At 65.3% G+C, this 24,893-nt stretch carries 19 protein-coding genes; 7 read left to right on the plus strand and 12 right to left on the minus strand.

The window, feature by feature from the left end; genetic code table 11:
• Positions 1-3: 3 nt before the first annotated feature.
• The 6 genes from ABRP28_RS16615 to glyA are packed head-to-tail and all read right to left on the minus strand — an operon-like array spanning position 4 to position 8,007.
• On the minus strand, positions 4-1,377 hold the full coding sequence (locus tag ABRP28_RS16615; protein ID WP_350001463.1) for an L-serine ammonia-lyase: 1,374 nt from the start codon (positions 1,375-1,377) through the stop codon (positions 4-6).
• Positions 1,378-2,016 (minus strand): sarcosine oxidase subunit gamma family protein, encoded by a 639-nt coding sequence (locus tag ABRP28_RS16620; RefSeq protein ID WP_350001462.1) that lies wholly within the window; start codon positions 2,014-2,016, stop codon positions 1,378-1,380.
• A complete protein-coding gene (locus ABRP28_RS16625; RefSeq protein WP_350001461.1) occupies positions 2,009-4,954 on the minus strand; it encodes a sarcosine oxidase subunit alpha family protein in 2,946 nt (981 codons plus the stop codon). The genes ABRP28_RS16620 and ABRP28_RS16625 overlap by 8 nt, the downstream gene beginning before the upstream one ends.
• Positions 4,951-5,388, minus strand: coding sequence for a sarcosine oxidase subunit delta (locus ABRP28_RS16630; protein ID WP_350001459.1), 438 nt, complete (start codon positions 5,386-5,388; stop codon positions 4,951-4,953). The genes ABRP28_RS16625 and ABRP28_RS16630 overlap by 4 nt, the downstream gene beginning before the upstream one ends.
• Before the next feature lie 37 nt (positions 5,389-5,425).
• Positions 5,426-6,646, minus strand: coding sequence for a sarcosine oxidase subunit beta family protein (locus ABRP28_RS16635; protein ID WP_231457663.1), 1,221 nt, complete (start codon positions 6,644-6,646; stop codon positions 5,426-5,428).
• Positions 6,643-8,007, minus strand: a complete 1,365-nt coding sequence (gene glyA, locus ABRP28_RS16640; RefSeq protein WP_350001457.1) for a serine hydroxymethyltransferase — start codon at positions 8,005-8,007, stop codon at positions 6,643-6,645. Before glyA ends, ABRP28_RS16635 begins: the two co-directional genes overlap by 4 nt.
• Positions 8,008-8,176: 169 nt before the next feature.
• Between glyA and ABRP28_RS16645 the strand changes: the two genes are divergently transcribed.
• Together ABRP28_RS16645 and ABRP28_RS16650 are read left to right on the plus strand one after the other, a co-directional pair.
• Positions 8,177-8,848 carry a GntR family transcriptional regulator gene (locus tag ABRP28_RS16645; protein WP_350001455.1) on the plus strand — a complete coding sequence of 224 codons (672 nt, stop codon included), beginning with the start codon at positions 8,177-8,179 and terminating at the stop codon, positions 8,846-8,848.
• Between the two features lie 140 nt (positions 8,849-8,988).
• The gene (locus tag ABRP28_RS16650; RefSeq protein ID WP_350001453.1) at positions 8,989-10,194 is read left to right on the plus strand and encodes an MFS transporter; all 1,206 of its coding nucleotides are present in this window, start codon (positions 8,989-8,991) and stop codon (positions 10,192-10,194) included.
• 34 nt (positions 10,195-10,228) lie between these two features.
• Here the strand turns inward: ABRP28_RS16650 and ABRP28_RS16655 are convergent, their stop codons facing one another.
• From ABRP28_RS16655 to ABRP28_RS16675, 5 genes are all read right to left on the minus strand, one after another.
• Entirely contained in the window at positions 10,229-11,317 is a 1,089-nt protein-coding gene (locus ABRP28_RS16655) for a LacI family DNA-binding transcriptional regulator (protein ID WP_374152877.1), read from the minus strand.
• Between the two features lie 38 nt (positions 11,318-11,355).
• Positions 11,356-12,261, minus strand: coding sequence for a carbohydrate ABC transporter permease (locus tag ABRP28_RS16660; protein WP_350001451.1), 906 nt, complete (start codon positions 12,259-12,261; stop codon positions 11,356-11,358).
• Positions 12,258-13,139 carry a sugar ABC transporter permease gene (locus ABRP28_RS16665; protein ID WP_350001603.1) on the minus strand — a complete coding sequence of 294 codons (882 nt, stop codon included), beginning with the start codon at positions 13,137-13,139 and terminating at the stop codon, positions 12,258-12,260. Before ABRP28_RS16665 ends, ABRP28_RS16660 begins: the two co-directional genes overlap by 4 nt.
• Positions 13,140-13,249: 110 nt before the next feature.
• Positions 13,250-14,584, minus strand: coding sequence for an extracellular solute-binding protein (locus ABRP28_RS16670; protein ID WP_350001449.1), 1,335 nt, complete (start codon positions 14,582-14,584; stop codon positions 13,250-13,252).
• Positions 14,585-14,627: 43 nt separating this feature from the next.
• Entirely contained in the window at positions 14,628-16,064 is a 1,437-nt protein-coding gene (locus ABRP28_RS16675; protein WP_350001447.1) for a family 43 glycosylhydrolase, read from the minus strand.
• A 280-nt stretch (positions 16,065-16,344) separates the two neighbouring features.
• Here ABRP28_RS16675 and ABRP28_RS16680 point away from each other — a divergent pair, with 280 nt between their 5' ends.
• Together ABRP28_RS16680 and ABRP28_RS16685 are read left to right on the plus strand one after the other, a co-directional pair.
• A complete protein-coding gene (locus tag ABRP28_RS16680) occupies positions 16,345-17,904 on the plus strand; it encodes a glycoside hydrolase family 32 protein (protein WP_350001446.1) in 1,560 nt (519 codons plus the stop codon).
• 131 nt (positions 17,905-18,035) lie between these two features.
• A complete protein-coding gene (locus ABRP28_RS16685) occupies positions 18,036-18,842 on the plus strand; it encodes an IclR family transcriptional regulator (protein ID WP_350001445.1) in 807 nt (268 codons plus the stop codon).
• A gap of 65 nt (positions 18,843-18,907) precedes the next feature.
• Here ABRP28_RS16685 and ABRP28_RS16690 read toward each other — a convergent pair whose 3' ends face one another.
• Complete coding sequence (locus ABRP28_RS16690) at positions 18,908-19,840, minus strand: LysR family transcriptional regulator (protein ID WP_350001442.1); 933 nt, start codon at positions 19,838-19,840, stop codon at positions 18,908-18,910.
• 159 nt (positions 19,841-19,999) lie between these two features.
• Here ABRP28_RS16690 and ABRP28_RS16695 point away from each other — a divergent pair, with 159 nt between their 5' ends.
• The 3 genes from ABRP28_RS16695 to ABRP28_RS16705 all read left to right on the plus strand — a co-directional run bounded on the left by ABRP28_RS16695 (position 20,000) and on the right by ABRP28_RS16705 (position 24,890).
• A complete protein-coding gene (locus ABRP28_RS16695; RefSeq protein ID WP_350001441.1) occupies positions 20,000-21,304 on the plus strand; it encodes an aromatic ring-hydroxylating dioxygenase subunit alpha in 1,305 nt (434 codons plus the stop codon).
• On the plus strand, positions 21,301-22,716 hold the full coding sequence (locus ABRP28_RS16700) for a ferredoxin reductase (protein WP_350001439.1): 1,416 nt from the start codon (positions 21,301-21,303) through the stop codon (positions 22,714-22,716). The genes ABRP28_RS16695 and ABRP28_RS16700 overlap by 4 nt, the downstream gene beginning before the upstream one ends.
• A gap of 242 nt (positions 22,717-22,958) precedes the next feature.
• A complete protein-coding gene (locus ABRP28_RS16705; protein WP_231457877.1) occupies positions 22,959-24,890 on the plus strand; it encodes a BCCT family transporter in 1,932 nt (643 codons plus the stop codon).
• Positions 24,891-24,893 lie beyond the last annotated feature (3 nt).

Raw genomic sequence — 24,893 nt, forward strand, 5'->3', positions numbered from 1 at the left:
GGTTCAGCACTCGATCACATTCACGGCAAGGCCCCCTCGGGACGTTTCCTTGTACTTGGTTTTCATGTCGGCACCCGTCTCGCGCATCGTCTTGATGGCTTTGTCCAGGGACACCTTGTGGCTGCCGTCGCCGTGCAGGGCAAGGCGGGCGGCGTTGATGGCCTTCACGCTGGCGATCGCGTTGCGCTCGATGCAGGGGATCTGCACCAGCCCGCCCACTGGATCGCACGTGAGGCCCAGGTTGTGTTCAATGCCCACCTCGGCGGCGTTCTCCACCTGGGCGGGCGTGCCGCCCAGCACCTCGCAGAGCCCGGCGGCGGCCATGGAGCAGGCGGAACCCACTTCACCCTGGCAGCCCACCTCGGCACCGGAGATGGAGGCGTTGATCTTGAACAGGATTCCGACGGCGGCCGCGGCCAGCAGGAAGCGGACCACGCCGTCGTCATTGGCGCCGGGCACAAACTTCACGTAGTAGTGCAGCACCGCAGGAACGATGCCCGCCGCGCCGTTGGTGGGCGCGGTGACGATGCGTCCGCCTGCGGCGTTTTCCTCGTTCACGGCCAGTGCGAACAGGTTCACCCATTCCATCGCCCGGAGCGGATCAGTCACGCCGGTGTCCGCGGTCAGGGTTTGGAACAACGACGGCGCGCGGCGGCGGACGTTGAGCCCGCCGGGAAGGATCCCTTCCGCGGCGCAGCCGTTGTCCACGCATTCGCGCATGACAGCCCACAGCCCCAGCAGCTTCTCCCGGAGTTCCGCTTCAGTCCGCCAGGTCAGTTCATTGGCGAGCATCACGTCGGAGATGGACATGCCCTCGCGCTTGCAGATCTCCAGGAGCTCGTCCGCTGTGGTGAACGGGTAGGGCAGGACGGTGGAGTCCGCCACCACCCTGTCGCCGGCGTCCGCGTCCCCGTCAACAACGAAGCCGCCCCCAATCGAATAGAAGCTCCGTTCGCTCAGGACGGACCCAGTGTGGTCCAGGGCGCGGAAGGTCATGCCGTTCGGGTGGGCCGGAAGGGACTTGCGCCGGTGCAGCAGCACGTCCTCGTCCCAGTTGAAGTCCACCCGATGGTCCCCGCCGATCCACAGCTCGGCGTCCAGGGCAGCTGCGGCAACCTGGTCGTCGGCCGTGAAGGTGTCCACGGTTTCGGGGTCCAGCCCCTTGAGGCCCAGGACCACGGCCTTGTCCGAGCCGTGGCCCCGGCCGGTGGCGCCGAGGGAGCCGAACAGTTCAGCCTGCACGCGCCGGGTGGAGCTCAGGTGTCCGTCGCCCTTGAGTCCGTCGGCGAACAGCTTCGCTGCCCGCATCGGCCCGACCGTGTGTGACGACGACGGCCCGATGCCAACGGAGAACAGGTCCAGGACGCTGAGGGCCATTTAGGGGACCTCGGGGGAGGCGTACTCCCGCATCGCGTCGAGCAGCCAGCGGCCCAGGAAATCCGCGAAGGACGCCCGGGGGAAGAGCCGGAACGTCTCCTCGCCGGTCTTCCAGAGCACCACGGGGATGTTGCCGATTTCGGTGGACAGTGCCGTTCCGGCCTTCAGGACACGCGGGTGCAGGTCCAGTGAGCAGCCCTTTTCCAGGACGGCCCTTGAGCGCGGTCCGGTGAGCTCGAAGGTGGTGCGGTTGGCGGAAAGGTCCACCACCTGGCCGGCACCGTCACCGAGTGCCTCACGCAGCGCACGCAGAAGGTCGCCGCCCAGGGACTCGTGGGCTTCCCGTGGGGCTACCACCAGGAACTCTTCCGGCCCTAGCCACAGCACGGACGTTTCAGGGTTGCCGGCCACGCCGCCGCATCCGGACGGCAGTCCGCCGGTGACGGCGGCGATGCGCTGCCCGGCGTCGCTGTCCCGGTTGACCCGAAGGCCCACCATGGTCAGGAACGCCACTTCGGACAGTTCCACCACGCCCCGGACGGAACCGGTTTCAAAATCTGCGCGGAGCTGGGCGGCGGGGCTGACACGGAGTGAGAGGTTCTTCTCGTAGGAGGTTGCGGGTGCTGCTGTTTCAGCCATCTTTGCGGGTCCCTTCGGGGTCAAAAAGTACGGTTTCGGCGACGACGACGTCCACCAGCTGGTCGCCGGCGGCAGCCACCAGGGTCTCGCCGATCCGGTTGCGGCCGTTCTTGATCAGGGCCAGGCCGAACGACCTGCCGAGCGCCGCGCTGTGGTAGCTGGAGGTGACGAAGCCTTCCATCGGTACCGGCCCGTAAGCCGGGTTGGTGGAACGGCCCTTCTCCACGAGCTGGGTACCTTCCGGCAGCCGCAGCGTCCCGTCCACGGGCAGGACGCTGACCAGGTGCTTGCGGTCCTCGCGCTGGCCGTCGGCCCGTGAGTAGGAGCGCTTGCCGATGAAGTCCTTGGCCTTGGAGACGATCCACTCCATGCCGGCATCCTGCGGGGTGACGGTGCCGTCCGTGTCCTGGCCAACGATCGGGTAGCCCTTTTCGGCGCGGAGCACGTGCATGGTCTCAGTGCCGTAGGGGGTGATGTTGAACTCGGCCCCGGCGGCTGCCACTGCCTCCCAGGTGTTCAGGCCGTACCAGGACGGCACGTTGATCTCGTAGGCCAGCTCACCGGAGAAGGAGATCCGGCAGATCCTGGCCCGGACGCCGGAGGCCAGGGTGGTTTCGCGGAAGGTCATGAACGGGAAGGCTTCGGCTTCCAGCCCGCCGTTGGCGGCCAGTTCCGGTGCCACCTTCGCCAGGACCGCGCGGGATTTGGGCCCGACGACGGCGATGGTGCTCCACTGTTCGGTCACCGAGGTGCAGTGCAGGTCCAGTTCAGGCCATTCGGTCTGCAGCCATTCCTCCAGCCAGTCCAGCACCTTCGCGGCGCCGCCGGTGGTGGTGGTCATGAAGTAGGTGTCGTCGTCCAGGCGCAGGGTCACGCCGTCGTCGAAGATCATGCCGTCCGCCATGCACATCACGCCGTAACGGGCGGAACCCGGGGCGAGCTTCTTGAAGGCGTTGGTGTAGATCCGGTTGAGGAACTCACCGGCGTCCTTGCCCCGGATCTCGATCTTGCCCAGGGTGGTGGCGTCCATAAAGCCCACGGAGTCGCGGACGGCGGCGCATTCCCGCAGCACGGCAGCGTCCATGTCCTCCCCGGCCTGCGGGTAGTACCAGGGCCGCTTCCACTGCCCCACGTCCTCGAACAGCGCGCCCTTCTCTACGTGCCAGGGGTGGATGGACGTCTTGCGGGCGGGGTCGAACAGTTCGCCGCGCTGGCGTCCGGCCAATGCCGCGAAGGCTACGGGCGTGAACGGTGCGCGGTAGGTGGTGGTGCCGATGTCGCCGATGCCCCGGGAGGCCTCGCCAGCGGTCCGGAGCGCGGCGGCGATGACGCCGATTGCGTTGACGCCGGAGGTCTTGCCCTGGTCGTTGGCGGTGCTGATGGAGGTGTAGCGCTTGATGTGCTCCACTGAGCGCATGCCGGCTCCGGTGGAGCGCAGCACGTCAGCCACGGACTGGTCACGCTGGAAGTCCACGTAGTGCTGGTGCCAGTCGTCCGGGGTGCCCTGCTCGCCGGGGACCAGCCACAGCTGGCGGGTGGGGGCGGAGGCCTTCGGCTCGGCGAGCGGTGAAGGTTCGACGGCGGATGCAAAGCCGGCCGCGATGGCCGCCGAAGCTCCGGCGGAGATGCCCTCGGCCAGGCAGTCGGCGGTATCGAAGGAGCCGCGGCCGGAGCCGATGGTCTGCTGGTTGGGAACCACGGTGCTCGGCACGAAGGCGGCCAGCTCCTCGTCCCAGCGCAGCTTGCCCTGGCGCTGCGAGTGCAGGTGCACCAGCGGGCTCCAGCCGCCGGACACAGCCAGCAGGTCGCAGGCGATCTGCTCGATGCCGGAGGTGAGCTCGCCGTCGTCGTTGATGCTGCGGACGGTGACGCCGTCCAGGCGGCCATTGGTTCCGGCGGCGGACGTGTTGGCCACGGCGCTGCCGATCAGCACCCGGGTTCCGGCTTCGACGGCGGCAGCAGCCACGGCGGTGAGCTGCGGACGGGCGTCCACCACGGCGGCGACCTTGACGCCGGCGGCGCGCAGGTCAGCGGCCACGGCGTAGGCGCTGTCGTTGGTGGTGCTGATGACCACGCGCTGCCCGGCGGCCACTCCGTAGCGGTTCAGGTAGCTGCGGACGGCGGAGGCGAGCATGATGCCGGGGCGGTCGTTGTTTTCGAAGACCAGCGGGCGTTCGTGGGCGCCGGGAGCCAGTACCACCTGGTTGGCACGGATGTGCCAAATACGCTGCCGGGATACTCCGGAAGCGGCGGGGGAGGACAGGTGGTCCGTGCGGTTCTGGACGGCGATCACGTAGTTGGCGTCGTAGGCGCCGAAGGCCGTGGTGCGGTTCAGGACGGTGGATTCGGCGCCGGAGACGAGTTCGGCTTCGACGTCAGCCACCCATTCGAGGGCGGGCTTGCCTTCGATGGTCTCGGCCAGTCCGGGTGCCGTGGATCCGGACAGGAGGGACCCGCCCAGTTCGGGCTGGTCGTCCAGGAGCATCACGCGGGCGCCGGTGCGGACGGCTTCGCGGGCCGCGGCCAGGCCGGCAGGGCCCCCGCCGACAACGAGCACGTCGGTGTGGACGTACTTCTTGTCGTACTCGGCGCGGTCCTCCTCCGGGTCAAGTTTGCCCAGGCCGCTGAGCAGCTCTGCCTTCAGGCCGTCCACCAGGGTGACGGTGGTGGCGGGGAGCATGGACTCGGCGACGTCGCCCGGGAAGCGCGCAGCGATCTTCACCGTCGCGTTGGATTCCTCCACGCCGGCTGACATGATGCCGCGGGGCCGGTCCTCGTAGAGTGAGTTGCCGGCGTTGATGCGGCCGTTGGCGATAAGGGCCGAGGCGAGGGTATCGCCGGGGTGGCCGGTGAATTCCTCGCCGTCCACGGTGAAACGCCAGGAAATGGTGCGGTCGATGCGGCCGCCGGAAGCGAGGCGGGCGTTCTGGGAAGTCACTTGGTTGCTCCTTCCGGGGCGGTGGTGCCGGCGTTGGTACTTGGTGCGGGGAGGCTGGTGCCCGAAATGCTCGTTCCGGATGTGCTCGGGGCCGCGGTCCCGGTGGTGGTGCTGTCAGCGGCAAGGCTGGCGGTGCCGGTTTCGGCGGTCACCTTGCCGGCGGCGTCCGGGCGGGGCGTGCCCATCGGGTAGATGGCCTGGATCTCGTAGGTGACGGTGTCGCGGAGCATGTTGAACCACTGGCGGCAGCCGGTGCTGTGGAGCCAGCGCTCGGCGAAGGCGCCCTTGGTGTTGTCGCGGTAGAACAGGTACTCGGCCCACTGGCGGTCGGTCAGCTCGTTGGGGTTTTCCGGGTAGGGCACGTGGGCCTGGCCGCCGTAGTGGAACTCGGTCTCGTCGCGGGAGCCGCAGTTGGGGCAGGAGATGAGCAGCATGTGCGTCTTCTTTCTAAAGTGCAGTGTTCGCTGGCGGCTAGTGGGCCACGGCGGCGGCGCCGTGTTCGTCGATCAGCGCGCCGGTTTCGAAGCGCTCCAGCGCAAACGGCTTGTTAAGCCTGTGCGGGGTGCCGGTGGCGATGTTGTGCGCGAAGGTCATGCCGGCCGCCGGAGTGGCCTTGAAGCCGCCGGTGCCCCAGCCGCAGTTCACGAACATGTTCTCCACCGGGGTGTTGCCCACGATCGGGGAGGCATCCAGCGTGGTGTCCACGATCCCGCCCCAGGTCCGGAGGACGTGGGCCCGGGCGAAGATGGGGAAGAGCTCGACGGCGGCGGCCATCTGGTGCTCGATTACGTGGAAGGAGCCGCGCTGGCCGTAGCCGTTGTAGGAGTCCACGCCGGCGCCCATGACCAGTTCGCCCTTGTGCGCCTGGGAGACATAGACGTGCACGTGGTTGGACATGACCACCGTGGGGTGGACCGGCTCGTGCAGTTCGGAGACCAGCGCCTGCAGGGGGTGGGACTGGATGGGGAGCCGGAACCCGGCCATCTCGGCCAGGACCGAGCTGTGCCCGGCGGCGGCCAGGCCCACCTTTTCGGTGTTGATGGTGCCGCGGTTGGTCTTGACGCCCACCACGCGGTTGCCGTCCTTGACGAAGCCGGTGACTTCGCAGTTCTGGATGATGTCCACGCCCATCTCGTCGCACTTGCGGGCGAAGGCCCAGGCAACGTGGTCGTGCTTGGCTATGCCTGCGCGGGGCTGGTAGGTGGCGCCCATGACGGGGTACCGGATGTTGTCGCTGATGTTCAGGATGGGGCAGAGTTCCTTGACCTGCTTGGGGTCCAGCCACTCGGCGTCCACGCCGTTGAGCTTGTTGGCCCCGACGCGCCGCATGCTTTCACGGACGTCGCCCAAGGTGTGGGCAAGGTTCATGACGCCGCGCTGGCTGAAGAGGAAGTCGTATTCCAGCTCCTCGGGCAGGATCTCCCAGAGCTTGAGGGCGTGCTCGTAGATCGCCGCGCTCTCGTCCCAGAGGTAGTTGGAGCGGATGATGGTGGTGTTCCGGGCCATGTTGCCGCCCGCCAGCCAGCCCTTTTCCAGGACGGCGATGTTGGTCATGCCGTGATTCTTGGCCAGGAAGTACGCGGTGGCCAGGCCGTGCCCGCCGCCGCCCACAATCACGGCGTCGTAGGAGGACTTGGGCTCCGGGTTGCGCCAGAGGAAGTCGGGGTGCTCGGGGAGGAGGTCTGCGCTCACTGGGCCGCTCCAATCAGGTCTGCTTCGAAGGCTGCAACGTCTGTGCCGCCGTCGTTCTGGGAAAGGTGGGGGTAGAGGGGGAACTTCTCCGCCAGGGCGGTGACGCGGGCGCGGAGTTCGACGGCGGTGCTGTCGCCCAGGGACGTGGTCCCGGAGGCGACGCTGCCTGCCGAGGCGATGAGCGCCGTCGCAATGATGTCCGCAACTTCTGTAAATTCCTCAGCGCCGAAGCCGCGGGTGGCGAGGGCCGGCGTGCCGATCCGGAGGCCGGAGGACACCATCGGCGGGCGGGGGTCGAAGGGCACGGCGTTGCGGTTCACGGTGATGCCGATGCGGTGCAGGGCGTCTTCGGCCTGCTGTCCGTCCAGCTCGGAATTGCGGAGGTCAACCAGGACCAGGTGGACGTCGGTGCCGCCGTTGACCACGGAGATTCCGGCCGCGGCAACGTCGTCCTGGAGGAGCCGTTCGGCGAGGAGCTTGGATCCCTCCAGGACGCGCTCCTGGCGTTCCTTGAATTCGGGGGAGGCGGCGAGCTTGAACGCCACGGCCTTGGCTGCGATCACGTGCTCCAGCGGACCGCCCTGCTGGCCCGGGAACACGGCGCTGTTGATCTTCTTGCCGTACTGCTCCTTGGCCAGGATGACGCCGCCGCGCGGGCCGCCGAGAGTCTTGTGCGTGGTGGTAGTGACGACGTCGGCGTACGGCACCGGGTTCGGGTGCAGGCCGGCCGCGACCAACCCGGCGAAGTGGGCCATGTCCACCATGAGGTAGGCGCCAACGAGGTCGGCGATGCGGCGGAACTCAGCGAAGTCCAGCTGGCGGGAGTAGGCTGACCATCCGGCAACGATCAGCTTTGGGCGGTGCTCCAGGGCAAGGGCCTCAACCTCGGCCATATCGATGCGGAGGTCGGATTCGCTGACGTGGTACGGGACCACGTTGTAGAGCTTTCCGGAGAAGTTGATCTTCATGCCGTGCGTCAGGTGGCCGCCGTGGGCCAGGCTCAGGCCCATGATGGTGTCGCCCGGGTTCAGCAGGGCGAACATGGCGGCAGCGTTGGCCTGGGCGCCGGAGTGCGGCTGGACGTTGGCGAATTCTGCGCCGAACAGGGCCTTGACCCGGTCGATGGCCAGCTGCTCCACAACGTCCACGTGTTCGCAGCCGCCGTAGTAGCGCTTGCCCGGGTAGCCCTCGGCGTACTTGTTGGTGAGGACAGAGCCCTGTGCCTCCATGACGGCGGACGGGGCGAAGTTCTCCGAAGCGATCATTTCCAGCGTTGACTGCTGGCGGCCCAGCTCACTGTTGATGGCCTGCTGGACCTCGGGATCGACTACCGAGAGTCGCTCGTTCAACTGCTCAACCACGGGTGCTCCTTTGAAATACCACTTGCTGTCTAACTGATATATCAGTGTGAGCTCAATGGTATGATTGGGATCACAGCAGAGTCAATAGCTGCATGAAAGTGGCACAGGACTTCCGGTTGGAGGCGTGGTCACTGCATGCAGGAGTCAGCACGGAGAACGGAGCGGCACTATGAATGCACTTCTTGCCCTGCCTCAGACTGAGGACGAGGCGCCATCCCAGGCGGAGGCCGCCTACCGGCAGCTGCGGGACAAGCTGATCATGCTGGAGATCCGTCCGGGTGAGCCCATCAATGAGGGCCAGCTCGCGGCCGAGCTGGGCTTCGGGCGGACTCCGGTGCGCGAGGCCATCAAACGCCTGGAAGTGGACCACCTCGCCGTTTCCTATCCGCGCCGCGGGACCTTCGCCACGAATGTGGACTTCACCGAACTGGCGGATGTTTCGGAGATCCGCGAACTGCTGGAGCCGCTGGCCGCACGCCGGGCAGCCAAGCGGGCCAGTGAGAGCATGCGCCGCGAACTCCTGCGGGTGGCGGAGGCCATCGCGGAACTGGGGCCGGGCCAGGCCGAATCGCGCGAACTCATGCGTTACGACCTGATGGTGCACCGGCTGATCTATAAGGCCGCTGCCAACCCGCACCTGGAAAGCACCCTGATCCGTTACGACAACCTGGCCACCCGCATCTGGTGCGTGGTGCTGGACAAGGTGCCGTCAGTCAGCGGCCACATCACCGAGCATGTGGACCTGCTTAAAGCAGTGGCCGACGGTGACGCCGACAAGGCAGCCGAACTGGCCCTGCACCACGTCACCAGCTTCGAGGAAACCATCCGCAAGGTGCTGTAGCCCCCGGGACCCTCTCGCACTTAACGCCGCATAAACCGGGACCCTCTCGCACTTACTGTCGGTTTTACCGGAACCCTCTCGCACATACTGTCGGTATTACCGCGACCCTCTCGCACTGAAAAGGATGGAAGAACGCAACGATGCCCTCCGCCACCCGGAACGCACAGGACCGAACGGTCAGGTTCGGCTTCGCCTTCATCGGTGTCCTGCTCATTGCAGTCAACCTTCGGGTGTCCTTTGTCAGCGTGGGACCGGTCCTCGCGAACATCAGCACCGACCTTGGCCTGTCCAGCGCTGCAGCGGGGTTCCTGACGGGCCTTCCGCTCATTGCTTTCGCCGTCTTTTCACCCCTGGCGCCCGGCTTCGCGACCCGCCTGGGCCTCGACCGTGCGCTGTGGATGTCGCTGCTGATCCTGGCCTCGGGCATTGTGCTCCGCTCCCTGCCTGTTCCCGGCTTCATCTGGGTGGGCACAGCACTCATAGGCCTCGCGATCGCGTTCCTCAATGTCCTGGTCCCTTCGCTGGTGAAGCGGGACTTTCCCTCGAAGGTCAGCAAGCTCACCGGAAGCTACACCGCCACCCAGGCCGCCTTTGCCGCCATGGGGGCCGCCGTCGTCGTGCCCGTTGCCCAGACTTCCTCTGCTGGATGGCGGCTTGCCCTCGGGATCTGGGTGGGACTTGCCCTCATCGCTATGGCGGTGCTCCTGCCCTGGCTGCGCCGGCACAGCTCCGGCACCATGAATGCCGCCGCGCCGGAGGTGTCCCACCAATCGCCTTGGACCTCGGCTTTGGGCTGGCAGGTGACCATTTTCATGGGGCTGCAGTCGATCGCCTTCTACGTCCTGATGGCGTGGCTGCCTACCATCGAACAAAGCCGCGGGGTCCCGGCGACTACCGCCGGCATCCACCTGTCCGTTTTCCTGCTGGTCAGTGTTTTCGCCAGCCTGCTGGCAGGGGGCATCCTTCACCGCGGGTCGGACCAGCGGCTCGTTTCCTTCGCCAGCGGCGCGGTGATGGTTGTGACGTTCCTGGGCCTGGCGCTCGCACCGGACCTCATCCTGCTGTGGGTCCTCCTGGGGGCAACCGGGTGCGGAAGCCTCATTGTCATTGCCCTCTCGCTGTTCAGCCTCCGGACGGTGAACTATCCGCAGGCGGCGTCGTTGTCCGGCATGGCGCAGTCGGTGGGCTACGGCCTGGCTGCTGCGGGGCCGGTGATGTTCGGTGCCCTTCGCGATCTCAGCGGAGACTGGACGCTTCCGCTCCTGGCGACCGCGGGCATCATGGCGGTCCTTGCCCTGACGGGTGTGCTCGCGGGGCGGAACCGGGTGATCAGCGCACCGGCATGACCACCCGCCGTCGTTCTTTTATCCGAAGCCCAGGTCAGGCCCGCGCCTGGGCCTTCACCGAGGTCCGTTCCACCGCGGGGCAGTGGATTTTCGCAACCCCGCCCGTGCCGGTTCCGGGCGGCCCATCAAGCCCGAGCAGCATCCGCACGCCCGCGGCGCCCAGCTCATAGTGGGGGAGGGACACCGTGGACAGCGGGGGCCGCAGGTGGGCGGCGATGACTTCCTGGTTGTCGAACCCCACCACGGCCATGTCGTCGGGGATGGACAGGCCTTGCTCGCGCAGGCCGTCGTAGAGGCCCATGGCCATCCGGTCGTTGTAGCAGTAGACGGCCGTCACGCCTCGTTTGAGGAGTTCCCCCGTAGCCCGGTAGCCGCCTTCCTGGTCCGGATAGGCCTCCAAAACCAGGGCCGGGTCGAATGGAATCCCCGCCTTCTCGAGTGCGTCACGGTACCCCTGGAGCCGCCCGTCCTTGGCCGGCGCCGGAATGGTGGCGTTGATGAAGGCGATCTTCCGGTGCCCGTGCCCCAACAGGATGTCCGTGGCTGAACGGCCGCCCTGGACCTCGTCGGGCACCACGGCGCGGGTTCCAGGCTCGTTGGAGAAGCAGTTGACCAGGACGAAGTCGGCTTCGCGGAGCGGGGTTGGAATGTCCGTCTGGCGGTGGAACCACGTGGAGTAGAGGATGCCGCGGACTTTGTATTCGAGCATCATCTGGATGGCGTCCTGCTCGAGCTCGTTGTTGCCCTCCGTGTTGGCGATGAGGAGGGCGTACCCGTGCTTCCACGCCTCGTCCTGCGCGCCGTGGATGATCTGGCCGGCGAAGGGCGTGGTGGCAACGCCGTCCGCCACCAGGCCGATGAACCGGGACGTGCCGCTGACCAGGGTCTTAGCCATCGCGTTGGGCCGGTAACCCAGGGTCCGGATGGCGTCCTGCACCCGCCGGCGGGTCTCCTCGGCAATCCGGGCGGCCTTTTTCTTGTTGACCACCAGCGACACTGTTGCCGTGGAAACACCGGCCGCTTCTGCCACGTCGCGGAGGGTGACGGGGTGCGCGCGCTCCGGGGTTTTCGGCGCCCGGGCGCCAGGGACCGGCGCCTCCGCACCATTCTCCATTGAACTCATCTGCCCTCCTTGAGGAGTATATCCATCCGCCGTTGCCGTCATCCCTTGTTCGCCCCGCTTTCGAGTCCCTGGATCATGGCCTTGTTGAGCACCAGGAATACCAGCAGCAGCGGGGTGATGGTCACGCATACGGCGGCGAACGTTGCCGTCCAGTCCACCTTGCCCATGGCGCCGATGTAGTTCTGCAGGCCCAGCGGAATGGTCTTCAGGTCCTCGGACAGGACGAAGGTGTTGGCGAAGATGAAGTCGTTCCAGATAAAGATGCTGTTGACCAGGACCACGGTCACCACGGTGTTCAGGGACAGCGGCATGGTGATCAGCCCGAAGATCCGGTACGGGCCGGTGCCGTCCAGGGACGCTGCCTCGTACGTTTCCTTGGGGATGTACTCGTAGAACGAGCAGAACAGGTAGATGGCCATGGGCAGCGAGAACCCGGCCAGCGGGATGATCATGGACAGGTACGTATCCAGCAAATTCACTGCCGAATAGTCGATGAACAGCGGGACCAGGGCGATTTGCACCGGGACGATGATGCCGATCAGGAACAGCCCGCGGACCAGCTTGCTGAGCCGGAACCCCAGCACCTGGATGGCGTAGGCGGCCATCATGCCCAGCAGGACGATCAGGATGTTCGCCCCCATGGTGACGATGAAGCTGTTGAGGATGTTCCGTCCCAGGTCCCCCGTTTCAAAGGCCCGTGCATAGTTCTCCCATGTCAGGGAGCTGGGCAGGGCGAAGGGATCGCCGGTGGCGAAGTCCTGTTCGGTGCGGAGGCTGGTCAGGAACAGCCACGCCAGCGGGTACACCTGCACGATCACGATCAGCATGATCAGCACGCGGGACAGCGTCCGGAACAGGTCCGGCCTGCGCCGGCGGCGCTTCACCGGCGGCCGTGAACGTACGACGGCGGCGGGCGGGGTGGGTGGGGCTGCCTGGGTGATCATGAGTCTGCCTTCCGCTTCAGCAGGAACAGGATGAGGCCGACGGCGACGAGGCACTCAACCACGATGAACACGGAGATGGTGCTGGCGTAGCCGAAGTCCGTGCTGGTGAACGCCGTCTTGTACATGTAGGTGGTGAGCAGTTCCGAGGACTGCCCCGGACCGCCGTTGGTCATCAGGTAGGGGATGTCGAAGCCGCGCAGCCCGTAGGTGGTGGCCATGATGGTGGTGGTGATCCATACCGGACGGATGTAGGGGAAGCGGATCTTGGTGAACAGCGTCCACCGCGAAGCGCCATCCAGGACGGCGGCTTCCTCAAGCTCCTTGGGCACCGCGAGCAGGGCCGCATAGATGATGAGCATGTACAGGCCGGTGAAACGCCAGCCCTCCGGTGCGGACACCGCTGCCAGGACCGTGTTGACGTCCGAGAGCCACGGCCGTTCCAGGCTGCCGAAGCCAACCCAGTGGAACAGCTGGTTGAGCAGGCCCACGGGTTCCAGGGAGTAGATCCGCACGAAGAGGAACGCGATGGCCACGGTGGAGATGACGGCCGGCAGCAGGTAGAGGGTCTTGATCAGCTCGCGTCCGCGGCGGAGCGAGGTCAGGAGGCTGGCCACCACCAGGGCGCCGCCCAGCTGCAGCACCAGGCAGATGGCCAGGTAGATGAGGGCGTTCAGGAACGCCCGCCAGAAGATATCGTCGGCAACGAACATCCGGACGTAGTTGTCCAGGCCCACGAACTCCATGTCGCTGATGCCGTTCCAGGAAAAGAAGCTCAGGAACAGCGACTGGAGAATGGGAAAGAGGACTGCTGCGCCGTAGAGGAGCAGCGGCGGAAGCAGGAAGACCAGGACCGAGGTCCGTGACCTGTTGGGCAGCATCCTGTTGGGTTGCATGGCGGGGCCTTTCGGGGCCTTGCGGGCGGGGGACCGCTGGATCCCCCGCCGCGATGGTTACGTGAAGAAGTAGCGCCTGGGTGAAGAAACAGCGCTTACTTGAAGAACTTCGGGGCGTTCTGCGCGATGGTCTTGTCCATGGTTTCGGTGAACTGCTCAGGGGTGACATTGCCCTGCACGAGCAGCACCAGCTCCTGCTGGAGCCGGCCGTTGGTGGTCGGATCCAGCTGGGTGTCCCAGGGCATGGCCTGCTTTTCGCCCAGGCTGTTGGCCTGGTCCAGGGCCTTCTGGTACAGCGGCGTGGCGTTGGCCGGGACAACGGTTTCGACGTCGGTGGTGGGGGAGAGTGCCCCGGTGGCGGCATATTGGGCGGGGTACTTTTCCAGGGCGAACTTGAGGAAGTCGCTCACCAGGGGATCGTAGGTCTTGGCGTTCACTGCCATGCCGATGCCGGACGGGGACACGAACTCGTTGGCCGCCGTCACGGACCCTGCGGTGGTGGGGAGGGTGAAGAAGTCGATGTCGTTGCGGACGGCCGGGTCCAGCTTGTCCGTGGCCAGGCTGGGCAGTTCCCACGTGCCGATGTTGTACATGGCGGCCTGCCCGGAGGTGAACTGGTTTTGCGCGTCCGAGTAGCCCTGGGCGGAGAAGCCTTCCTGGAAGCACTTGGCCTTGCCCAGTTCCGCCATCCAGTTCACGGTCTTCTGGCCGGCGGGATCGCTGAACTTCGCTTCGCCCTTCTTCAGTTTCTGGACAAACTCGGGGCCCGCTTCGCGGAACGGCTGGTAGGCGATGTAGCGCTCCAGCGGCCACTGGTCCTGGCCATCGATGGCAATGGGGGTGACGCCTGCGCTGCGCAGGGCGGTGCACATGGCCGGAATGTCATCGAGCGATGTTGGTACCGCCACTCCGGCCTTCTCCAGCAATGCCTTGTTGTACCAGATGAATTCCAGCTCGAACTGGAAAGGGATCATGTAGAGGGACCCGTCGTCGAAGCGCTGGTAGTCCAGGGCGCCAGGACGGTAGTTGTCGTAGATATCCAGTGATTCCAGCAGCTGCTCGGCGTCCATCATTTTGCCCTGCTTGGCCAGCTGCTGGGCGAAAGGCGTGGCGTCCGTGTCGAACAGTTCGGGCAGCTTGTTGGCTGCCGCCAGGGTCTCGAGCTTCTGGATGTAGGAGGGCCGGTCCGGGGTGGTGATCAGGTTGAGCTCAAAGCCCGGGTGGTCCTTGGCATAGTCCTCGGCGAGCTTCTTCATGATGTTGATGACCGCGCCGTCGGCAGGACGGGACAGCAGCCACGAGATCTCGCGGGCCTTGATCTCGCCAGTGGGGCTGACGTTGGAGGGATCGGTGGAGCTTGCGCCGCCACAGGCGGTGAGCGCCAGGGCGGTAACGGCTGCGGCGGCGGCAGCGCGGAGCATTTTCTTCATTGGGTCAATCTCCCTTGATTGGAACGGATGGTTTGGGTGATATTCAGTTGTCGGTGCGCTTGCGTACTTCGAACTCTGTGACGGTTACGGTGCCCTCGCCGGCGAACACGCCAATTCCACCGGCGGGAAGGTCGTAGATGCGAGTGCTGAGGGCCACCTGGCGGTCCACGACGGCGACGCACAGGTCGCCGTCCACCACCACTTCCAGCGTGTGGCTGCCGGGCGAAAGGTCGCAGGGGCGTTCCAGCTCGATGGCGTAGGGAACGTCGCCCGAGACATGCCATTGGGCCTCCCCGGTGATGGCCCTGGGCCAGCGGTCGAACACCAGGCGCCCGCGCTTCGGCTCGAGGCGGAGGACGTAGGAGTGGTCACCGTCCGGGCTGGCGCGCAGCAGCAGCCCGCATTCGGTGGTGCCGGCCTGGATGTCCAGCACCGCCCTTGCATAGAACTGCGTGGGCAGATCGTTCGCTGCGACGGTGGCGCTGTAGGAGTCCGGTACGTCCAGCCGGATGGGCAGCGGGCGCTCCAGCTCAAGCGGGATCCCGTCCCAGAAGCTGTCCACCAGCTCGTCCGCGAGGCCGAACGCCAGCGTCCCGTCGGGGTTCTGCCGTGCCTCCAGGACGGACATGGTGCCCGCCCACTGCCACGCGCCGTCGTCGGAATTGCCTTCCTTGCTGGCAATCCAGCCGAAGAAGAACCGCCGGCCGTCCCGCTCCGCCGTCTTGGAAGCGTAGAACGCGCGCCCGTCGATGCTGTCCAGGTCCGGGACGGTCCACGGTCCCGTGGGGCCCTTGGCCATCCGGTACCGGGTGGTGAAGTTTTCGGAAAACTCGGAGTAGACCATGTACCACCAGCCGCCCCACTCGAACACGTCAGGGCATTCATGGGTGACGTACCTGCGGGGATCCCAGAAAGGTTCGGTGTGCTCCCAGGTCATCAGGTCAGTGGAGACGCACTGGGCGATGACGCCGCGGCGGCGTTCGGGGCCGCTGGAGTGCCGGGCCGCCAGGAGCATCCGCCACAGGCCGGCTGCCTCGTCACGGAAGACGAACGGATCCCGCCAGTCCCCGGATTCGAGCCCGTCCGGCGCGCCGAACGTAAGCTCGGGGTGCTTGACCCAGGTGCCCATGCCATCCGTGCTGGTGGCGTGCATGACCAGCTGCAGCGGCAGTCCGTCCGTACCGAGATTGCCTGGATTCTGCCCCGTGTAGAAGAGGTGGTGGATGCCTGACTCGTCAGCAACGATGCTTCCGGTGTAGCAGTTGAAGTCCAGGTCCTCCGTGGTTCCGTGGGGAAGGGCAACGCCATGGTCCTGGAACTGGATGAGGTCCTTGGTGGTCACCAGGTTCCAGGCCGTTCCAGGCTTCGGGTCGGTGCGGACCTCGTGAAGGTAGAAGAGCCAGAACTCCCCGTCCTTCTGGAAAGGGATAAGGTCTCCAACCCATGCATCGGCGGGCTGGAAGAAGACTGGGTAGCTCATCGGCGTTGATGTCCATTTCTGCTAAAGCGTTTGATCACCCTGAAGCTAGCGCGAAAAGCGAGGCTGATCAAGCGTTTTAGCAAAATTAGTTCCGAAGCGTGTTTTGCGACGTTCTGTGGCGGGGACCGCTTTTGCTGAAACGCTTGACCACACGGTTGCTGCTGGGTATGTTCTTCTGCTAAAGCGCTTAAGCAAGCCGGTGATCCCATCAGCGAACCAGCGAAGGTTCCATCACCCCGAGCGCCCGGCGGAGCAGCCGCCCCCTGAGAGGAAGTCAACGATGACACATGCCTTTTCCCGCCGCCACGTCCTGCAGGGCACTGGCGCAGGAGCGCTGGCCCTGTTCATGGGCAGCGCTACATCTGCCGGCCCGGCCGGGGCCGCACAGGCCTCACTGCGGGCCGCGTACCACATGACTCCACCTGCCGGCTGGCTGTGCGACCCGCAACGTCCGGTATTCCTTGACGGCAAGTACCACCTCTACTACCTGCACTCCACGCAGAACAACGGCCAGGGCGGCTGGGACCACGCCACCACGGAGGACGGCGTGGCGTTCGCCCATCACGGCGATGCCCTGCCTCTGCAGCCCGACTTCCCCGTATGGTCCGGATCCGCAGTGGTGGACACGGCCAACACGGCGGGCTTCGGCGCCGGGGCGGTCGTGGTCCTTGCCACCCAGCCGACGGGCGGCATCCGCAAATACCAGGAGCAGTACCTGTACTGGTCAACAGACGGCGGCTACACGTTCACTGCGCTGCCTGACCCGGTCATCGTGAACACGGATGGCAGGGCCGCGGTCACGCAGGCGGAAATCGACAACGCCGAATGGTTCCGGGACCCTAAGGTCCACTGGGACGCGGCGCGCAACGAGTGGGTCTGCGTGATCGGCCGGGCACGGTATGCGGCCTTTTATACGTCCCCGAACCTTCTGGACTGGCAGCTGAAGCGCAACTTCGATAACCCCAACCCGGCGCTGGGCGGAATTGAGTGCCCCGACCTGTTCGAGATGACGGCCGACGACGGCACCAGCCATTGGGTGCTCGGCGCCAGCATGGACGCCTACAGCATCGGGCTGCCCATGACTTACGCCTACTGGACGGGCGCCTGGGACGGGGAGCAGTTCCTCGCCGACGACGTCACCAATCCGCAATGGCTGGACTGGGGCTGGGACTGGTACGGCGCCGTCACCTGGCCGGCCGTTGAGGCGCCCGCGACGCGGCGGTATGCGATCGGTTGGATGAACAACTGGAAGTACGCCGCCCGCGACGTTCCCACCGACGCCTCCGACGGGTACAACGGACAGAACTCGATCGTGCGGGAGCTGCGCCTGGAACGCCAGGGAGGCGGCTGGTACAGCCTGCTCAGCAGCCCCGTTGCAGCGCTCTCGAACTACGCCGCTTCAACCACCACGCTCCCGGACCGGACCGTGAACGGCAGCTACATCCTGCCCTGGTGCGGCCGGGCCTACGAGCTGGAACTCGACATCACCTGGGACACCGCCACGAACATCGGGGTCTCGGTGGGCCGCTCCGCCGACGGCGCACGCCACACAAACATCGGCAAGTACGGCAGCGAGCTGTACGTGGACCGTGCACCCTCGGACCTTGCCGGCTACTCGCTGGTCCCATATACCCGGGCCGCGGCGCCCATCGACGCTGCCGCACGCTCGGTGCACTTGCGCATCTTCGTGGACACCCAGAGCGTAGAAGTCTTCATCAACGCAGGCCACACAGTGATCTCGCAGCAGGTGCACTTCGCGGACGGAGACGCCGGGATTTCCTTCTACGCGGACGGCGGGCCTGCAACCTTTTCCGGCATCACCATCCGCTCGTTCCAGTAGCCTGCCACGGAGATCCGCGGCGACCCCCGCGAAGGTGGGGGCCGCCGTCGTTCTTGCCCACAGCAAAAGGCCTGCGCTGATTTTGCCCGTGGTTGATTTCACGCGGCGCTTGCTACTTGAGAGTATTAGCCATGGCTTCGAACAATGAGCGCGAACCCGACGTCGATGCTGAAGCGGGCCACGGCGGCGTCCAGTCAGTGGACCGTGCCCTCGCGGTCCTTGAGATCCTGGCGCGGGACGGCCACGCCGGCGTGAGCGACATCGCCGAGGAAATGGGCATCCACAAGTCCACGGTTTCGCGGCTGCTGGGCTCGCTGGTGAGCCGGGAAATGGTGCACCAGAACAGTGAGCGCGGAAAGTACCAGCTGGGATTCGGCATCCTGCGCCTGGCCAGCTCCATCCCCGGCAGGTTGAGCCTGGTGCGGGAGGCCCGTCCGGTCCTGGAGGCCCTGGCGGACCAGTTCAAGGAGACCGTGAACCTTGCCGTGCTGCGCTCCAACTACGCGGTGAACGTTGACCAGGCGATGGGGCCCTCAACCCTGGCCACGTATGACTGGGTAGGCAGCCTGACCCCGCTGCACGCCACCTCCAGCGGCAAAGTCCTGCTGGCCGCGCTGTCCGCGGATGACCGGGACCGGATCCTGAAGGAGACAGGCCTGCCGGCACGCACCCCGCGCACTATTACCAACCGCAAAGAGCTTGAAACCGAGCTGATTACCGTGGCACGGGACGGCTACGCCGTCACCCAAGAGGAATTCGAAATCGGGATCAACTCCATCTCCGTGCCGGTGTACAGCCACTTGGGAACGGTCATCGGCGCCATCAGCATCTCCGGTCCGGCCTTCCGCTTCGACCCCGGGAAAGAGCCGGGGCTGGCCGGGGGCCTCAAGGAGGCGGGCCTCCAGGTGAGCGCCAAGATGGGCTACACCCCGCGCTGATGCGCCAGCGTCCCTGGGGAGGATAAGGAAGCTGCCAGCCGCCGGGGCGCCCCACGCCGGCAGCCCTAGAGATCCTCTTCGAGCCGGGCGGTGAGGATCCGGTTGGCATTGGCCTGCAGGATGCCGAGCGACTCCTGGATCAGGGGCGAGGCGATGCTGCCCCGGCGCACCGCGACGACAATGCGGCGCGTGGGTTTGGCCTTGCCGGTGATGCGCAGCCGGACCACGTTTTCGGCACCATGCAGGGGCGCCAGCCGGGGCAGCAGGCCGACGCCCAGCCCCGCACCCACGAATGCGATGTGGGTTTCCCATTCAATGGCTTCATGGGCAATCCGCGGTGTCACCCCCACTGCCGTGAACGCCGCGGTGAAGAGGGAATGGTAGGTGGAACCGGCGGCCTCCGTGATCCAGGGTTCCGAAGCCAGCTCTTCGAGCGTCGCTGTCTCCCGCGATGCCAGCGGATGGTCACGGGGAATGATGACGTCCAATGGGTCGTCGAGCAGGACTCTCTGTTCGAAGCGCGGATCGTCCTCACCATAACTTTCGGACTGCATGGCGACAATGACTGCAAGGTCGATTCGTTCCGCAACCAACAAGTCGAAGCAGCGGGCCGGATCAGCCTCAAGAACCTGCACTTCGAGCAGGGGGCGTGTTGTGCGCAGGGCAGCGGCCAGCGGCGCGAGCAAGTGGGCGGCTGCGGAGGAGAATCCGCCAAGGCCAAAGTGGGGCTGCACCTGGTCGCCGGCCTCCATGGCTGAGGCGCGCAGGCTCTCCCACTGGGCAATGAGCGGATCCGAGCCCGCCACCAGGAAGCGTCCCGTGGCGGTAAGCCGCACGCCCCGGCCGTCTTTCGCCAGCAGCTGCATTCCAAGCACGCGCTGGAGCTCCCGCAATTGCGCGGAGACGGCAGAGGGGGAATAGCCCGTGAGCTCCGCGGTCGCGCCTATGGTGCCGCACCGGGCGAACACGCGGAGGGTAATGAGCCTGGGATCGATCATGCACCTATTCTGCATGGTTATCTTCAAAATCTTGCGCTTTTGTTGCAGTTCATGTGTCCCTAATCTCATCACTACAAGGTCTTCGACCACGCCGCTGGCACCCGCGACCCCGTGGTTGACACGCAACACCCGCTACCCATGCCTCCCTGGAGAAAACCCATGACTGCTTCAGTGAACGTGCCCCTCAATTCACGCGGAAAACTCGCTGCATCATTGCCTGCCGAGCAGCTGGCAGAAATTGCCGCGTTGTTTGAGTTCCGGCACACCGGCTACTCCCTCGATGCCCCCTTCTACACCGATCGCTCGATCTTCAACATCGACATGGAGGCCATTTTCGGCCGGCACTGGATCTTTGCCGCCAGCACCGCGGAGCTCCCGGAGCCGGGCGACTACGTCACCGTCGACTACGGGCCCTACTCCCTGATTGTGCTGCGCAACGACGACGGCGCCGTGAACGTCCTGCATAACGTATGCCGCCACCGCGGCGCCCGCGTCCTCACCGAAGCTGCCGGGTCAACTGGAAACCTGGTCTGCGGCTACCACTCCTGGACCTACTCCCCGGAGGGCAACCTGATCCATGCCTCCGCGCCGGGGGAAACAAAGTTCGACAAGAGCTGCTTCGGCCTCAAGCGCGCCCACGGCCGTGAGGTCGCCGGACTGATCTTCGTCTGCATTGCGGATGAACCGCCGGCGGACTTCGACGAAACCGCAAAGATCTTTGAGCCCTACCTGGCGCCCCACGATCTCTCGAAGACAAAGATCGCCTACCAACAGAACATCATCGAAGAGGGCAACTGGAAGCTCGTCATGGAGAACAACCGTGAGTGCTACCACTGCGACGGACACCCTGAGCTCGCCTGCTCCCTCTTTCCCACCTGGGGCCTGACGGAGGGCCTGATCCCGACCCATCTTGAGGAAGTGTGGGACCGGAACAAGGCGGCCCAGGCCTCCCTCGAGGAGCGTTGCCGCCGCTACGGCCTTCCCTACGAGGTGGTCGAGCAGCTTGACACGCGCATCGCGGGAATCCGGATCTCACGGGAATCGCTCGATGGAGAGGGTGAATCGTTCTCCGCCGACGGGCGCAGGCTTTCCAAGAAGCTGCTCGGCGACTTGCGCGACTTCCGCCTGGGCCGCTGCTCGATGCACCTGCAGCCCAACAGCTGGTTCCATTTCCTCGGCGACCACGTCATCACGTTCGGTGTCTTCCCCATCAACGAACACCAGAGCCTGGTACGCACCACGTGGCTGGTTGCCGACGATGCCGTGGAGGGCGTCGACTACGACCTGGAGAAGCTCACCTACACCTGGAAGCAGACGAACCTGCAGGACAAGGCATTCGTGGAGCTCTGCCAGCAGGGTGCCGGCAGCCCTGCCTACGAGCCCGGTCCCTACATGAAGAGCGAATACCAGGTCGAGGCCTTCATCAACTGGTACGTGCAGCGCGTGCAGGAGCACTTGGCATGATTGAACTCCTCACCGAAACGGCAATCCAGGAACCACAGCGTATCCGCGGTCTTGAGATGCCGTGGAACAGGGTGATGGGAAGCACCGAGACGCCCGCCCGGGCAGCCCGTGCTTTGGGCCCATGGCATCCGCAGGAGTTCACCGCCGAATGCGTCGAGACCGTTCCCGAGGCCGGCGCCATGATGACCTTCGTGTTCCGCCGCTGCGACGGTGCGCCCCTGGCATTCCGCGCGGGCCAGTACGTGAACGTCGCGTTTCCCGTGAATGGCGAGGACCAGGAACCGGTAGACCGCAGCTACTCGCTGTCCAGTTCGCCCACCCAGCCGTGGACCTTCAGCATCACGGTCAAGTGCGACCCCACGGGACTGGTCTCGCCATGGGTGCACGAGAACATTAAGCCGGGCACGGTTCTTGAGATGCTGGGACCGGTGGGGGCATTCCACCTCCCCGATGCGGACCGGCGGGCACGGTACCTCTTGCTTGCCGCCGGCGCAGGCATCACTCCCATCATGTCCATGGTGCGGACCATCCACTCCCTGCCCGGACACGCCGATGTTGTGGTGCTCTACCACGGCTCGGATGCCGGAGGCTTTGCCTTCCACCGGGAATTGGCCTACATCGCCTCCGTGGACCCGCGCGTCAAGGTGTACTACTCCCTGGGCGACCGCAGCGTGCCGGAGGGGTGGGAAGGACTCAGCGGAAGGCTGACGGCGGACATGCTCGAGGAGGTGGCCCCGGACGCCAACGGACGCCAGGTGTACGCCTGCGGTCCTGAGGGTTACCTGAACACCGCCACCGAACTGCTCAAGAAGGTCGGTGTCGACGACACCTCCATCTACGTGGAGTTCTTCTCCGGAGACCGCCAGACGCTCCTTGAATACCAGGCGGAGGTGGCACTTGCGGCCGACGTCGCGGAGGAAATCGCCGAGGAGATCGCCGAATCCGCCGAGGACTACTTTGAAAGCCAGCCCGCCGCGTTCGGGCTCTACGAGCCCGGCTACGACGCCGACGGAACGCTGCAGGCCTCGGGACTGCCGCTGGAAGTCAGCAACCCGGATGTACCCGGTTCCGGCCCCTCCGCCGACAGCCCGGGCGGGGAGCCGGAAGCCGGTCCCGCTGATGCCTCGAGCTTCGACACGGTGGGAACAGGCAGCCTCACCATGTCCTTCATGCGTACCGGCATCAATGTGCGGATCGACCCCACCGAGCACGTCCTCGAGGCGGCCCAGCGTGCCGGCGTCAGGATTGGCGCGAACTGCAAGGAAGGCATGTGCGGCTCCTGCAAGGTCGTCAAGCTTTCAGGGGAGATCGAGATGAACCACCAGGGCGGCATCCGGGCGCGGGAAATCGCCGCCGGCAAGTTCCTGCCCTGCTGCTCCGTTGCGCAGACGGACCTGGTGATCGATGCCTGACCCCTGTTCGGGCCACTGCCCAGGCGCAACCCAAACCCCTGAAATAGGGCCTAAACCTTCGCCAAAACCTTGACACGGGGCTGTGACCCCAGCCACTCTGTTGCTTATTGCGAGACGTGTTGATCTTTGCGGAACAATCACAGCGCAAAGCCAAACCCACTCTGAGGACGAAACTTCAACATTCCGACCGGCACGGGGACGCCGGATTACAACGCCGATGTATCCGAATTAAGGACTTAGACATGGCACTAAATACCGGTACCGCCATCCAGGATGGCACCAACGATCCCGCTGTCGACGATGACAGCAAGGTAGTAGAGCCCGAAGTGCTGCACGAAAACGATGGGCAGCTGCTTCAGGAGCTGCGTGAGAGTGAGACGGATCTTTCCGCCGGACGACGCCCCCGTCGCTCGCTCGAGGGGCTTGACAAGGTTACGTTCGGTGTAACGGGTGCACTTGCGCTGGCCTTCGTTGTTTGGGGTTTCGCAGATTCCGCATCTCTGGGCACGGCCTCCACCGCCGCACTCGGATGGGTCATCGAGAACACTGGCTGGATCTTTGTCAGCCTGGCATCCCTTTTCGTTATCTTCGTCCTGTGGCTGGCCTTGGGGCGCTTCGGCACTATTCCGCTTGGCAGGGATGGTGAGAAACCCGAGTTTCGGACCATGTCCTGGATCGCGATGATGTTCAGCGCAGGCATGGGTATTGGCCTTGTCTTCTACGGCGTTGCTGAGCCGCTTTACCACTACGTCGCTCCGCCGCCCGGAACAGTACAGGGGGTTAGCCCCGAAGCCATACAAACTGCCATGGCAACCTCGATCTTCCACTGGAGCATCCATCCCTGGGCGATGTTCGCGGTGGTTGGCATCGCGATGGCATACAGCACTTTCCGGCTTGGCCGGCGCCAGCTCATCTCCTCGGCATTCACTTCTCTCTTCGGGAAGCGGGCAGAAGGGCCGGCGGGCAAGGTCATCAATATGCTGGCTATCTTCGCCACCCTTTTCGGAACGGCTGCTTCCCTGGGCCTCGGAGCCCTGCAGATCGCCAGCGGCCTGCAGTTCAACGGCTGGGTTGGTGAGATCGGATCCCCTGTACTGGTCCTGATCATCACCGCGCTGACCGTCCTCTTCGTGATCTCGGCAGCCTCAGGCATCGCCCGGGGTATCCAGTGGCTTTCCAACATCAACATGGTGCTTGCCCTGGCCCTGGCGGCAATCGTCTTCCTTGTCGGTCCCACTCTGTTCATCCTTAACCTGATTCCCTCAGCCGTCGGCGATTTTGTGCGGGATTTGCCGACCATGGCTTCCCGTACGGAGGCCGTGGGGGACGAGGCGCTCCGTGAATGGATGTCCGGCTGGACCATCTTCTACTGGGCCTGGTGGGTGTCGTGGGCACCCTTTGTCGGTATCTTCATCGCACGCATCAGTCGCGGGCGTACCATCCGCCAGTTCGTCACCGGCGTCCTCCTGGTGCCCAGCGTCGTGAGCGTCATCTGGTTCTCCATTTTCGGCGGCACCGCTTTTGACATCCAGCAACGTGCTGATGCGACGCCGGACAGCACCGACGGCCTGGTCGACATCGTTGATGGCGCACCAAGCATCTCGTTCCAGGGCGCGTTGTTTGACTTGATCCGGAACCTGGAAGTTCCGGCAGCGGTCGGCATTGGCATCGCACTGCTCGCCATGGTCCTGATCGGAATATTCTTTGTCACCAGCGCTGACTCGGCCTCCATCGTCATGGGGTCACTCAGCTCCAACGGACAGTTGGAACCGTCAAAGCGGGTGCTTGTTTTCTGGGGGGTCCTGACCGGAGCCATTGCCGCTGTCATGCTGCTGGCAGGCGGGGACGACCCAAGTGCGGCGCTCAACGGGTTGAAAAACATCACCATCGTCTCCGCACTTCCCTTCGCCATAGTCATGTTCCTGCTGTGTTTCGCGTTGGTTCGGGATCTCCGGCGTGACCCCATTTCCCTACGGCACCGTCTGGCGGAGTCTGTCGTTGACCGCGCTATCCGTGCCGGCGTCGATGAGCACGGCGGTGTCCAGTTCGATCTTGTGACAAAGCATGAGTGTGACGACCACTGCGCGGACACTACGCGCTGCCCTGGAGACTCCACAGGCCAAACGCCCGTTGTTTCCACCAAATCCAAGCCCGACACCAGCACCCAGGAGTAAACC

The organism is Pseudarthrobacter sp. WHRI 8279, assembly GCF_040224115.2.
Lineage (GTDB): Bacteria > Actinomycetota > Actinomycetes > Actinomycetales > Micrococcaceae > Arthrobacter.